The organism is Flavobacterium sp. KMS, assembly GCF_000813005.1.
In the GTDB taxonomy this organism is placed as follows: Bacteria; Bacteroidota; Bacteroidia; order Flavobacteriales; family Flavobacteriaceae; genus Flavobacterium.
This window is the reverse complement of record NZ_JSYP01000010.1, coordinates 44,067-56,731: the sequence shown is the minus strand read 5'-3', so window position 1 is coordinate 56,731 and position 12,665 is coordinate 44,067. Positions and strand designations below refer to the sequence as shown.

Annotated in this window: 13 protein-coding genes; 4 read left to right on the top strand and 9 right to left on the bottom strand. The window is 30.9% G+C overall.

Features of this window, described 5'->3' with window-relative positions; all coding sequences use genetic code 11:
- Positions 1-283: 283 nt before the first annotated feature.
- The 5 genes from OA93_RS11305 to OA93_RS11285 all read right to left on the bottom strand — a co-directional run bounded on the left by OA93_RS11305 (position 284) and on the right by OA93_RS11285 (position 5,852).
- A complete protein-coding gene (locus tag OA93_RS11305; RefSeq protein WP_052259432.1) occupies positions 284-514 on the bottom strand; it encodes an AtpZ/AtpI family protein in 231 nt (76 codons plus the stop codon).
- Positions 486-884 (bottom strand): polymer-forming cytoskeletal protein, encoded by a 399-nt coding sequence (locus OA93_RS11300; RefSeq protein WP_039113320.1) that lies wholly within the window; start codon positions 882-884, stop codon positions 486-488. The genes OA93_RS11305 and OA93_RS11300 overlap by 29 nt, the downstream gene beginning before the upstream one ends.
- Positions 885-886: 2 nt before the next feature.
- Entirely contained in the window at positions 887-3,400 is a 2,514-nt protein-coding gene (locus tag OA93_RS11295) for a gliding motility protein (RefSeq protein ID WP_346425747.1), read from the bottom strand.
- Positions 3,401-3,592: 192 nt separating this feature from the next.
- Positions 3,593-4,288 carry an ABC transporter ATP-binding protein gene (locus OA93_RS11290; RefSeq protein ID WP_039113317.1) on the bottom strand — a complete coding sequence of 232 codons (696 nt, stop codon included), beginning with the start codon at positions 4,286-4,288 and terminating at the stop codon, positions 3,593-3,595.
- 100 nt (positions 4,289-4,388) lie between these two features.
- Positions 4,389-5,852 carry a DUF5687 family protein gene (locus OA93_RS11285; RefSeq protein WP_039113316.1) on the bottom strand — a complete coding sequence of 488 codons (1,464 nt, stop codon included), beginning with the start codon at positions 5,850-5,852 and terminating at the stop codon, positions 4,389-4,391.
- Between the two features lie 125 nt (positions 5,853-5,977).
- Here OA93_RS11285 and OA93_RS11280 point away from each other — a divergent pair, with 125 nt between their 5' ends.
- Together OA93_RS11280 and OA93_RS11275 are read left to right on the top strand one after the other, a co-directional pair.
- Positions 5,978-7,030, top strand: coding sequence for a ferredoxin--NADP reductase (locus OA93_RS11280; RefSeq protein ID WP_039113315.1), 1,053 nt, complete (start codon positions 5,978-5,980; stop codon positions 7,028-7,030).
- Between the two features lie 252 nt (positions 7,031-7,282).
- Positions 7,283-7,693, top strand: coding sequence for a hypothetical protein (locus tag OA93_RS11275; RefSeq protein ID WP_039113314.1), 411 nt, complete (start codon positions 7,283-7,285; stop codon positions 7,691-7,693).
- Here the strand turns inward: OA93_RS11275 and OA93_RS11270 are convergent.
- The gene (locus OA93_RS11270) at positions 7,682-8,689 is read right to left on the bottom strand and encodes a glycosyltransferase family 9 protein (RefSeq protein ID WP_039113426.1); all 1,008 of its coding nucleotides are present in this window, start codon (positions 8,687-8,689) and stop codon (positions 7,682-7,684) included. The two genes, OA93_RS11275 and OA93_RS11270, sit on opposite strands and share 12 nt — an antisense overlap.
- Positions 8,690-8,728: 39 nt before the next feature.
- Positions 8,729-9,334: a DUF4254 domain-containing protein gene (locus OA93_RS11265; RefSeq protein ID WP_039113313.1), complete on the bottom strand. Its 606-nt coding sequence runs from the start codon at positions 9,332-9,334 to the stop codon at positions 8,729-8,731.
- Positions 9,335-9,446: 112 nt separating this feature from the next.
- Here OA93_RS11265 and upp point away from each other — a divergent pair, with 112 nt between their 5' ends.
- Positions 9,447-10,100: a uracil phosphoribosyltransferase gene (gene upp / locus OA93_RS11260; protein ID WP_039113312.1), complete on the top strand. Its 654-nt coding sequence runs from the start codon at positions 9,447-9,449 to the stop codon at positions 10,098-10,100.
- Here upp and OA93_RS11255 read toward each other — a convergent pair.
- Positions 10,095-11,024 (bottom strand): DUF6427 family protein, encoded by a 930-nt coding sequence (locus OA93_RS11255; protein ID WP_039113311.1) that lies wholly within the window; start codon positions 11,022-11,024, stop codon positions 10,095-10,097. The two genes, upp and OA93_RS11255, sit on opposite strands and share 6 nt — an antisense overlap.
- Positions 11,025-11,167: 143 nt before the next feature.
- Here OA93_RS11255 and OA93_RS11250 point away from each other — a divergent pair, with 143 nt between their 5' ends.
- Positions 11,168-11,398 carry a hypothetical protein gene (locus tag OA93_RS11250; RefSeq protein ID WP_035620182.1) on the top strand — a complete coding sequence of 77 codons (231 nt, stop codon included), beginning with the start codon at positions 11,168-11,170 and terminating at the stop codon, positions 11,396-11,398.
- Here the strand turns inward: OA93_RS11250 and purD are convergent.
- A complete protein-coding gene (gene purD, locus OA93_RS11245) occupies positions 11,390-12,664 on the bottom strand; it encodes a phosphoribosylamine--glycine ligase (RefSeq protein ID WP_039113310.1) in 1,275 nt (424 codons plus the stop codon). The two genes, OA93_RS11250 and purD, sit on opposite strands and share 9 nt — an antisense overlap.
- Position 12,665: the final 1 nt, after the last annotated feature.

The following is a 12,665-nucleotide window of genomic DNA, read 5'->3' as shown; positions in this document are numbered from 1 at the left end:
ACATGAGCTTTTATTAGCGGAATTAAAAAAATAATGGCTAACATCATTCTAAAAAAACTTGCGCCAAGGAAAGCAAAACCTGTATAAGTTGGGAAATTTTTATTGACAAAAATTAAAAATAGATAAACTAAAAAAGTAGCAAGAATATTAAATATATAAATACTCCACGCCGAGTAAAAAAAAACTAATTTCTCTGAAAGAGATTGCATAATAAAGTATTGTGTGGCAAACAATACAATCGAAAAAGGGATAAAATACTTAAGAAAATCAACAGTTCTATTCATTATTTATTTAAATTTTTAACTTGTCGCAGGACATTATAAAGTGCTAAGAAAACCGAAAACAAAGATAAAACGATTGTCCATAAAGAACCCCCGTTTGAATATTTTTCATCTAACCAAATACCCAGATAGGAAAATAAAAATATAATTACCCCCATCTGAAATGGAATATTAATAAGCGCGATCCATTTATTATTTGGCTGATTATCCTTTTTTGGTTCCTTGTCCGTCATTTATTTCAGTTTTAAAATCTGTTGCCATTATACAAGTCGCACTAAAATCGGCTCCTGGTTCTACCGATAATTTTCCTATGGTAACTTCACCGGTAATTTTAGCTGTGGCTTTTACGTTTAAAAGGTCTACAACTTTAATTTTTCCTGTAAATTCTCCCTCGATATCAGCGTTTTGACAAATGATATCTCCTTTAACTTTACTTGCTGGGCCAATTACAATTTTTCCTTTTGAAGTAAAATTCCCTATTAATTCACCATCTAATCTAAAATCGGCTAGCGATGTAATATCACCTGTTATTATAGTTCCTTCAACTATTCTATTTGTTTTTCCTAAGTGCTCTGTGCTAAATTTGGGTGCTTTATTAAACATGATTACGGGGTTTTAGGCGCTAAATAAGCTTCTAAATTTTTATTAATTTGTACTATACTATAATTATCACTTGATATTATTACTGCAGGATATTCTACCAAGTTATATTTTTTATTTTCTTTTAATACTTTAGCAACATCATTTGCATAAACTTCTGATCTTAAACCATGAACAGTAACAAATCCTGAATCTAAATCGTATTTATCGAAAGAAAAAGTAAGCTTTTGGAAATTTTCATCTGCAAAAAACTTTTTAATAATATCTTCAATTGTTTTTCTTGCTTTCTCATCCTGAATACCAATTTTATACAGGATTTTCCAATTTTTTGTGTCTGTTGTGGTAAAAACTCGCTTCTCTAAAAACGGAATTTGATTTGTTAAAATATCTTGAGCTTTTTTTCCTTCTTCACTATTTGGATAATTAGCAGCTACGTTTTCTATTGCTTTTTTATAAGCAACTAATCCTTTTGCTTTACCTAAAGTATTGGCTTTTAATAGCTCGTATTTTGATACGATTTCATCTCCGGAATATTGATTAATTAAATTATCAATATTACTTAGGACTTCGCCATACTTTTCTTCCTGAAATAATTTATACCATTTCTGATATTCTTTATCAGGTGCTTTGCTTGCCGATTCTTCATCTAAACCATTGTTATTTATGATTTGTGCATAACGTGAATTTGGATAACGTGAAGAAATCTCATTTTTTACCGCTGCCGCTTTCGCTGGATTTGTTATCTCATAAATTTTGTAGAGATTATACATCGATGGTAAAATCAATTTTTCTTCAGGGTTATTCTGTAACAATTGCTCTAACTTATTGCTAGCCAATTCATACTCTTTGAATTTCTCTTTATAAATAATCCCTAATTGATAATAAGAAAAATTGCGTTCTTTAACAATACTATCTATTGCAGATTTATCTTTTGGAAGTTGTTTTTCGTAAAAATCTATAGTATACTTTTCAACTATTGCTTCTGTTTTAATAGAATCATTTACAACTACATCCGTCGATTTATCATCATCCGAAGTCATATTTGGTTTATTAGATGGTAATCTCCAATTACTATTTAAGACTCTATTTCCCCACAATTTTTTAAACTGTAGTTTTCCGTAAGCAACTGTAGATGGGTTATAGAAATAAAAATTGCTGGCAACTTCGTTTCCTGTTGGCGGTGTTGGAATACCACTTTTTTCAGGAGTTCCAGGTACAGCACCCGTTGCCGTTACTGTTTCTAAACCACCTCCACCTGTGTTTAGCGCAATATTAGCCAGTTTCTGTTTTTCTTTTTCTGCGAGAATTCGTTTTGCTTCGTCTTCAGTTTTTATTTTGGCAATATAATCTCTAAAATATTTTACTCTGGCTGAATCTGGTAGTCCAACTACTGTTATAATACTATCATTACGTTTTGCAATACCTTCGTATTTTATTACGTCATCCAAATTTTTTCGCGTTTTCTGGATATAAACATACTCTCTGGTTTTAGGATCCATTTTTACCAAAGTACTATCATAATACTTTGCCGCCATTGTATAACTAGCTTTCTTAAAGTACATATTACCAATGTTTCGATAAGTAGATGCTGTTAAATATGGATCTAAGGATTTTCGTTTTAATGAAGAATTATAAAACTCTAATGCCGATTTTTCATTTTTACGCTTGTCAAAGAAAACTCCCATTTCATAATAAATCACATCCAGGAATGGTCTATTTTCTCTATCGGCAATTAGTTTATTATATGTTTTAATAAAAACGGTACTATCTCCTGTTTGATAATCAAATAACTGAGCTTTTTTTGAGTAAGCATGTATTACATACTTTCTCTCTGCTCTTCTGTTCATATCAATTACCGATTGATAAAAATAAAGTGCACTATCTCTTTTATGTGTTTCCTGATACAATTGTCCAAGGATGAAACGATATCTAGCTCTTTCAGGATTTCTTTTGGTAAACTCCTCAGCAATTTTAAGTTTTGTAATTGCGCTGTCTTTTTGTTCTAAATTGATAAAAGCTTCTGCTAATAAAGCATTTGCATCAGCGTAAACTTGTTTTTTTAATGCAACTCCTTTTATTAATTTATAGATATTTTTTATAACCAACTCATCATTACCTAAACGCATATTGGTTTTCTCTCGCCAAATTCTCGCGGTATTAATGTTGCTACTTGTTGGGTATTTGTATAAAATATAATTAAAAGCATCCAGGGCTGGTAAAAACCTCTGATCATAATAACGTGCCTGACCAAGCATAAGATATGCTTCGTCTATCTGGCTATTTTTTTCCCGACCTCCAATATTCATCGAATGTTTTTGAATAGCTTTGGTAGCTTTGGTCTCGGCAAGTTCAAAATCAGCATTTTTAGTTTTTGCTTCATCCAAATTCCCTTCGTTAATTTGCATTCTTTCAATAGGCAGTAATTTCCAGAAATTATCTGTATAATTAGCTTCTATAGCTTTCATGCCTTTATCAAAACCTACTTGTCCGTTGTATAATATATTATACTTTGTACTCAAAGCATGAGAATTTCTTGCTAAAAATGTATCTCTTTTGGTAGAACAAGCTATCAAAAGGGAAAAAAATAAGAGCAGAAATATGTATTTAAGTCGATTGTTTTTCAATGGGAAACATTTTTAACATTTAACATCTAAAAAAGTTTTTTAGTATAATAACTGGTAAAAATACGCTTCTTTTTGAGATATTTATATTTAAACGGCAAAAAACGATTCCAGTTCTTGAAGTGTTTCTCTAGAAGTTTGAATATCTTTCACAATTTCTCCTTTATTTAAGGCAACAATTCGGTCGCAAACTTCGACTGTGTGCTGTAAGTCATGACTCGAAACTAAAACTGTAACATTCGGATTATCAGCTAGTTCTTTTATTATTTTTTTTAATCGACTTACAGTTGTTGGGTCTAAATTTGCAAATGGTTCATCTAAAATAATCACTTCGGGACTACCAATAAGTGTAGCTATAATTCCTACTTTTTTTTGATTTCCTTTAGACAGATCTCGCAGGTATTTTTTGTTTTTTAGAATTTCTCCATTAAAAAATTCCTCATGTTTGAGTAATAATGCATCAACATCGGCCTTATTTTGTCCTCGTAAATCTCCTACAAAATAAAAATACTCTTCGGGAGTTAAATATCCTATCAAAAAGCTTTCATCTAAAAATGAACCTGTAAAAGTTTTCCAACTTTCATCATTATTTACCTGAATAGAATTTGTTGTAATATTTCCTGTAGAGGGGTGAATTAAATCTAATAGCAAACTAAAAAAAGTAGTTTTTCCCGCACCATTATTCCCTACTAACCCGAAACTTTGCCCTTTTGGAATTTCAAGATTATCGATTTTTAAAACTGTTGTTCCGTTATATGTCTTTGAAAGTTTATTTACTTGTATCATTTTTTAATGTTTAATTGTTGATCTGCTTAATTGTTAATTTGATGTTTTTTTGATTATTGGTCAGATAAAAATTATCAAATTGACACATTTTATAATTACTCTAGTTCTTTTGTTTATAAGCACTTATAGTAGAATATTTTTCGATTTTATATCTTTTTTCGATAAGCAAAAAGACTTTATCCTTAAAAGCAAAACCGATTATTCCTGCTATAGCAACTAATGCTAATCCTATATTTGGATTTCCAAGCCAAAGACCAATCCAATATAATCCCAATGGTAGCAGCATTTTAGGCAACGTAAGTAACATTGCATTTACGTTAAAAGCTTTTTTATCTCCAAATGCTCCGCTTGTAGATGTTAAGTCAATTGGTGTTTTTGTAAATGCTCCTCCCAGAAGTACTAAATGTGAATTAACACCAATATTATAAATGGCTCCAACAACAATTGTGAGATACACTTTCCATCCAAAATAAAGATAAAATGAAGCAATAATCGTCGATATAATTGTTGCAATAACTATTAACCACCATTTAGAAGTAATATATCCTTTGTACGGAATATTTTGTGTCATCATGAGTTGGTAATATGAACTGTCCCAACTTGGTACAAATTGCCCGAAAGTAAAAAGGAAACCTCCTGATACAAAAATACCTGCTAAAATTTGCATTACTGGTGGCTGGTGCGTACTTGCACTAAAAAACAGTAATCCGTAAAGCAAAAAGAAAAGACTCATAATAATAGTCATCTTAGATCTTTTATTTCTCTTTATAAGTTTAATATCGTTTTTAAGAAAAGTTCCTAATGTCCCGAATTGATTAAGCCAGGTTAAGTTTTCGGTTGTAGCAACATCATGTTTAGTCGAAAGTCCAGCGTCGAGATATAAATTATCTTTAAAATAAATAAAAGTCATGTAATAAAGCCCTGCCAAAACCAAAACTGGAATAAGAAAGAGTCCTTTTATGTTGTAAAAACCATCAAAAAGCAAAACGGCATAGTTTGTAATATCAAAAAAATCATAATACTGCAGTCCTCCTAAAATAACAATTATCCCAAGAAAAACAACAAACAATTTGTCGATGTTACTCAACAAAATATTCAAGAAATTATTGATATAAATTAATGCTATTATGGCTAAATGCCAAAAGATTACACTCAATATATCATATCCTTCTATTAATAATACTATTGTAAAAGGTATAAAAAAGAAAGCATGAATGATATTGAAAAACGATAAGACGGTTTTGCCAAGTGAAAAATGAACAATAGTTTTCTTTTGGATAGACAATGTTAATAACGGTTTGATATTAAGTACCGGAATGGCTTGCATTAAAAGCCTAATCACTAAATCGAATAAAAAATAATAAATCAAGAACTTATTTATGGTTAATAACGGGTCAAGATTCATCTTTTTAAGTAGGTAAAAAATACCTGTTCCCGCACCAATTAAAATAAGCGAAAAATAAATTGCCAGAAAACCTATTACAATTTTTAATGCAACATTGGCACCAAATGATGCCGACCTTGAAAAGGATTTCCATTCGAGATAAATAAACTTTTTAATCATTTTTTTTGGTTTAGTTTGATACGTAAGTGTGTAAATGTAGGAAAACGTTACAAACAAAGTAAAATATTACTGTTTAATACCAATCATTTAATAGCTGTTTGCTACTTTTGCAAAAAAATAATATCATGCCTTCATTCCTAAAACTAATAATAAAAGAAGTAAAACGTGAAACTGCAACTGCTGTTTCGATACTTTTTAATGTTCCTGAAGAACTAAAATCAAACTATACTTTTATTGCAGGACAATATATCAATTTACGATTAACACTAGATAATAAAGAGCTTCGTCGTGCTTATTCTATTTGTTCATCTCCAGAAAGTGGTGAATTACGCATTGCTGTAAAAGCCGTGAAAAACGGTGTTTTTTCGCAATTTGCAACTACACGATTAAAAGCTGGTGATGTACTAGAAGTAGGTAAACCCGAAGGTAAATTTACATTTGAACCTGAGTCAGAAAAACAAAAAAACTATGCAGCATTTGTTGCTGGAAGCGGAATAACTCCTGTACTTTCTATCCTAAAATCGGTTTTAAAAAGTGAGCCAAAAAGCTCTTTTGTATTGGTTTATGGAAACAAAACTGTCGAAGACACTATTTTTCACCAAGAATTACACGATTTACAATTGCAATATGTAGGGCGCTTATTTGTACATTATGTTTATAGTCAAGCTAAAGTTGAAAATGCTTTGTTTGGTAGAATCGATAAATCGGCAGTAAATTTTGTGTTGAATAACAAACACAAAGAATTACAATTTGATAAATTCTATTTATGCGGTCCTGAAGAAATGATTAATACCGTTTCGGGAATCTTAAAAGAGAAAAATGTAAAAGAATCGGCTATAAAATTTGAATTATTTACTTCTTCTACACAAGAAAATAAAATTGATACTTCATTAGAAGGACATTCTAAAATTACTGTTTTAGTAGACGATGAAGAAGTTTCTTTTGAAATGTCTCAAAAACAAACAATTCTTGATGCAGCATTAAAACAAGGAATCGATGCTCCATATTCTTGCCAAGGCGGAATTTGTAGTAGCTGTCTTGCTCGTGTAACTTCGGGTACTGCAGAGATGAAAAAGAACTCAATCCTAACCGATAAAGAAATCGCTGACGGATTAATTCTTACTTGTCAAGCACATCCTACCTCTGAGTCTATTTATGTAGATTACGACGACGTATAAAAGATTAAATTCCAAATAAAAAAAATCCAAACTCCAACTTTATAATTGGGATTTGGATTTTTTTGTTTTATAATCATTGTCTTAATGAGAATGTTTGTCTAGAACTGAAATTACAATAAAAACAAAATTTTATTAAAATATTGTCAAATTTTCATTATTTTAGTGGTGTTATTAAAGTAATCGCAACCTCATGTTTTTACATGATTTGTAGAGCTAAATCAAATTTGTCAACACGTTTAAATATTAAATATTATGACAATACATCACTTCCTTCGTTTATCATTTGTAGCAATTTTTGTAATAACAGCTCTTATTTGTATCTATTTTATAATTAAAAAACACCGAAATAAAAAAGGTCCCAAACTACTTACTGAAGAAAAATATAGCTCAACAATGCTTGGCAAAATGACTGAAATAACAGTTTTTGACAATATCTTTAATATTTGGCCTTACGTAAGCAAATTAAAAAGTGCTAAAGTATTATCGCATAAAATTAAAGAATCTCAATTGGTGCATAAAGTTTATAGAAATTCAACCGAAGATTTTGAACACATTTTGCTGCCTACAGAAAAAGAAAATCATTTTGTTATAATTGTTGCTGATAGAAACAAAAAGAAAACAATTGGGTATTTTCTCCATGATTTAAATGGATTATATGCTTAACTGTATTTTTTGAACAATTTCATTTGTAGAAATACTTCTCATCGCATCCTCATACCCTTCTACCATTTTATTTCCGTAAACAGAAGTTGGTAGTTTTGGATATTGATTTCGGTCTGAAGTTAATGCGTTTTCTAAACTCTGATTAAATGGTAAAAATCCTGCGTATGGATGTGTAGCACCCCAAAGTGTAATTACTTTTACGCCCAGCATTGCTGCTATATGTGCATTTCCTGAATCCATAGAAAGCATAACATCTAGATTACTAATAAGTTGTAATTCTTGCTGAAATTTGATTTTCCCAGCCATATTAACAACATTCTCATACGGTTTAGAAAGTGAATCCAGAATTTCAATTTCTTTTTTTCCTCCTCCAAAAAGTAAGATGGCATGATTTTTATTTTCAGCTAGTTTTGCTATTACTTCCTGCATTAAATCCAGCGGATATACCTTAGAATCGTATTGTGCAAAAGGTGCAATTCCTATTAATCTTTCATACTTATTTCCGATTAAATCAACTATTTCCTGACTTAAAATTGGTTTTGTAGGGAAAACAGGATTCGATAAATCAAATGGAAATCCTAGTTCTTCAAACACTTTTTTGTGACGTTCAAACATAGTAGGCAATGGCTTGAAGATTTTATTCTCAGCTCGCATCAATGCCTTTTTCTCTTCTCGGGCTTTATCAACAAATGCAGTTTTTTTTCCGCTTAAAGCGAAAAAAGTACGAACAACTTTAGAGCGTAAAACGTTGTGCAAATCGGCAAAAGCATCGATATGTAGCTTTTTTAAATCTTTGTATAAACGTACTAATCCTAGAAATCCTTTATGACGTTCTTTATCATCAAAAACAAAGAAAGTCAGATTCGGAATTCCATCAAAAAATGGTTTAAAGAATGGGCGTGAAATTACCGTTAATTTTACCTCAGGATACTGTTTTACAAAAGCGCGTAAAACAGGAACCGTCATGGCAACATCTCCCATTGCGGAGAGTCTCATGACGGCTATATGCTTAATTTTATTGGACAATTCTGCCAATTATTTTTTATTTTGATATAAAACAGGATTCAAATCATCATCATTGTACATTTTCATTTGTTTGTACACTTTCATGAATTTATCACCGTTCTCAATGTCAGTTAACAAATCATCAATTGCAGTTGATAAGTCACTTCTTTGTTCTAAAAGTACGTTCAATTTTTCCTGGCATTTATCTCTATGCTCTTGTGAAGCTTCTGCACGAGTAGCTTCCTCATTCATATGATAAATTTTTAAAGCCAAAATAGATAATCTATCAAATGCCCATGCTGGACTTTCAGAATTGATTTTGGCACCGTCTTTTACTTTTACATTGCTGTATTTTTGTAAAAAATAACTATCGATATATTCCACCATATCAGTACGTTCCTGATTAGATGCATCAATCCTTCTTTTTAAAGTAAGTGCAGCAACTGGGTCAATATTCGGGTCACGAATAATATCTTCAAAATGCCATTGTACGGTATCAATCCAGTTTTTTAAATATAATAAATGTTCAAATTTATCTTTAGGATATGGATTGTTTATTGGCTGATCAACATTATCAAATTTATGATAATCTTTGATACTTTGTTCGAATACAGAATATGCTAATTTTGAAAACATGTCTTTAAATTTTATAGATACAAAGATACTTTTTATACTTTTATAAAAAAATATCAAATCATAAATCTATTTATAACAAATTAGGTTTTAAAATAAATTTAAAAATACCATCATGCAGATTCATTATTTATCCGAAAATAACAGCGTATTAAACCATTTTTTAGGTCAAATACGAAATATAAAAGTTCAAAACGATAGTATGCGTTTTCGAAGAAATATTGAGCGGATTGGTGAAATTATGGCGTATGAAATAAGTAAAGATCTATCTTATAAAAACGTAGAAATCGAAACACCGCTTGGTATCAAAAGCACTACCGAAATAGATGACAAACTTATTTTATGTTCTATTTTACGTGCTGGATTACCCCTACATATTGGATTTTTGAACTACTTTGATGAAGCCGAAAATGGCTTTGTTTCGGCATGCAGACATCATCCTAATAATGATGCCGAATTTGTCATTTTAGTCGAATATCAAGCCTTATCTAGTATAAATAATAAAACTGTTTTATTAATAGATCCAATGCTCGCCACTGGTCAATCGATCGTTGCTGTATATGAAAAACTAATACAAAATGGTGTACCAAAAGAAATGCATCTTGCTGTTGTAATTGCTGCTCCAGAAGGTGTTGCTTATCTAGAAAAACACCTGCCAGATTCTTGCCATTTATGGATTGCTGCCTTGGATAGTAACTTAAATGAGAAAAATTATATTGTTCCAGGATTGGGCGATGCCGGTGACTTAGCTTATGGTAATAAACTATAATTGAGAGAAAAAGGTAAATAGACTACACAAAATCAGGACTCCATAAACAATTTCATTATTTAGTTTGTTTTGTGAAAACTCAATATGGCTTGATCCCATAATAGCCAAAGGTGCTACTGTAAACAATAATAAATCGTTGCTTTTATTAGGAGATATTAAAAACACAATTATCCCTATAAAGAAATAGGCAACGATTTTTTTGTATGAAGAATGCAATAATAAGGGTCTGTTTGATAATGTTAACAACAACGAGACAACAAAAAACAATGCAACTGCTACATAAATTGATAGTGCTCCATTTTGGTAATTATTGGTAAAATAATTAATTCTAAAATCAACTGCTGCACGGTTCTGAAAGAATGTAATTACATCAATATTAAACATTAATGATACTAATAGAAATAGTGTAGCTATAGTAAAAAGAGCTATAAATGGTAAAATCCAGTTTCTATAATCGCCTGCAACGTGAAAAATTATTGATATAAATACCAATATAAGAAATAAAATACACCAAAACTGGAACAATGAAGCCAATAGTATCCATAAGGATGCATCAAATATTTTTTCTTTAGATGATTTTAGAGATTGTAATGATAACAATCGACGAAGCGCTAATAACACAAAAAAATTGGCAAGTAAAACATTAGGGTTATTTAGTGCCGACGGAAAAAACAAGGATAACAATAAATAAAAGAATATCGTGTAACCATTGTCTTTACTAAGTCCGTTTTTCTTGACAACAAAGTTGGTTATCAACATTGATCCTAATACAACTATCAATAAACTTATTTTTTCTGAAACTGAAATAAGCGATTTTACCCAAGAAATTTCTTGAAATTGATAGATGAAAAAGAAAACCAGCATTAAAATTACGACCAATGAATAATTTAATGGTGTAGATTTTTTAAAAACACTTGTTATCATAAGGATATTTTATACTTTTGTGACTGTAAATATAATACTTGTTTAAAAAGGAAACCAACAAGTTGAAATAAAGATTCTGATTATCGGGATTTATAACTTCAATGTGTTACAAAACAATAAATAACAAAATAATTTTATAAATTATGACAACTTTTTTTGAAGGAATACAGTACTTATTCGTAAACATTTTATTTGCTCCACTTGATTTTTTACGTTCATTAGAACTTGTATCATGGTTTGGTGCTAATACAATTAACTGGATTTTCATGATTATCTGTGCAGCTGCAATGGTATATTGGATTAAACAATTACGCATTTTTGATGCAGCCGGAACAGAAAATCAAGATACTACGGCTCACTCTTTTTTAAAGTAAGTCGAAGCCAATATCTTTTCTAAAATACATCTTATCAAAATTTAGCTTGTCTATGTTTTGATAAGATTTTTTTATGGCCTCTTGGAAGTTGTCTCCATAAGAAGTCACTGCCAAAACTCTTCCTCCATTACTTACCACATTGTTGTTATCCAACTTTGTTCCTGCATGGAAAACAATAGAATCTGAAATATTTTCTAATCCAGAAATTACTTTTCCTTTTTCAAAATCCTCTGGATAACCCCCTGAAACTATCATGATTGTCGTAGCACTTCTTGGATCTACCTCTAGAGAAATTGTATCTAGTTTTTCATTGGCTACAGCCAAGAACAATTCTACCAAATCAGTTTTTAATCTAGGAACTACAACTTCAGTTTCTGGATCACCCATTCTTACGTTGTATTCTATAACGATTGGTTCATTCTTAACATTTATCAATCCGATAAATACAAAACCTTTGTACTCGATTCCGTCTTTTTGAAAACCTTCTATTGTTGGTTTTACGATGCGTGTTTCTATTTTTTCCATTAAAACGGCATCAACATAAGGAACTGGAGAAACTGCTCCCATTCCGCCTGTATTTAATCCTGTATCACCTTCGCCAATACGTTTGTAGTCTTTGGCTGTTGGTAGAATTTTATAACTTTTACCATCTGTTAATACAAAACAGCTTAGTTCAATACCATCAAGAAACTCTTCGATAACAACTTTTGAACTCGCTGCACCAAATTTTTCATGAACTAACATGTTTCTTAATTCGGTTTTAGCCTCTTCAAGATCCTGAATAATCAAAACTCCTTTTCCTGCTGCTAAACCATCTGCTTTTAAAACATAAGGAGGCTGCAATGTTTCTAGAAACTCACATCCTTTTTCTACAGTTTCTGCAGTAAAACTATCGTAAGCTGCTGTTGGGATATTGTGTTTCATCAAGAATTCTTTGGCAAACTCTTTACTTCCTTCAAGTTGAGCGCCTAATTTTGATGGTCCGATAACCGGAATATGTTTTAAACTTTCGTCGTTTTTAAAATAATCGTAAATCCCTTTTACCAATGGATCTTCGGGACCAACGACAACCATACCTATATTTTCCTGAATTACTAAGGTTTTTATCGCTTCGAAATCGGTTGGACTAATGTTTACATTATGAGCAATACCAGCTGTTCCGGCATTTCCTGGTGCAACAAATAGTTTTTCGCATAGCGGACTTTGAATCATTTTCCATGCAAATGCATGCTCTCTTCCTCCTGAACCCAATAGTAAAATTGTCATT

Bases quoted from the DNA above. Each gene is read 5' to 3' on its own strand.
- OA93_RS11280 (WP_039113315.1), top strand. From the start codon at position 5,978: ATGCCTTCATTCCTAAAACTAATAATAAAAGAAGTAAAACGTGAAACT.
- OA93_RS11290 (WP_039113317.1), bottom strand. From the start codon at position 4,288: ATGATACAAGTAAATAAACTTTCAAAGACATATAACGGAACAACAGTT.
- OA93_RS11250 (WP_035620182.1), top strand. From the start codon at position 11,168: ATGACAACTTTTTTTGAAGGAATACAGTACTTATTCGTAAACATTTTA.
- OA93_RS11275 (WP_039113314.1), top strand. From the start codon at position 7,283: ATGACAATACATCACTTCCTTCGTTTATCATTTGTAGCAATTTTTGTA.
- OA93_RS11305 (WP_052259432.1), bottom strand. From the start codon at position 514: ATGACGGACAAGGAACCAAAAAAGGATAATCAGCCAAATAATAAATGG.
- upp (WP_039113312.1), top strand. From the start codon at position 9,447: ATGCAGATTCATTATTTATCCGAAAATAACAGCGTATTAAACCATTTT.
- OA93_RS11285 (WP_039113316.1), bottom strand. From the start codon at position 5,852: ATGATTAAAAAGTTTATTTATCTCGAATGGAAATCCTTTTCAAGGTCG.
- OA93_RS11255 (WP_039113311.1), bottom strand. From the start codon at position 11,024: ATGATAACAAGTGTTTTTAAAAAATCTACACCATTAAATTATTCATTG.
- purD (WP_039113310.1), bottom strand. From the start codon at position 12,664: ATGACAATTTTACTATTGGGTTCAGGAGGAAGAGAGCATGCATTTGCA.
- OA93_RS11300 (WP_039113320.1), bottom strand. From the start codon at position 884: ATGTTTAATAAAGCACCCAAATTTAGCACAGAGCACTTAGGAAAAACA.
- OA93_RS11270 (WP_039113426.1), bottom strand. From the start codon at position 8,689: ATGAGACTCTCCGCAATGGGAGATGTTGCCATGACGGTTCCTGTTTTA.
- OA93_RS11265 (WP_039113313.1), bottom strand. From the start codon at position 9,334: ATGTTTTCAAAATTAGCATATTCTGTATTCGAACAAAGTATCAAAGAT.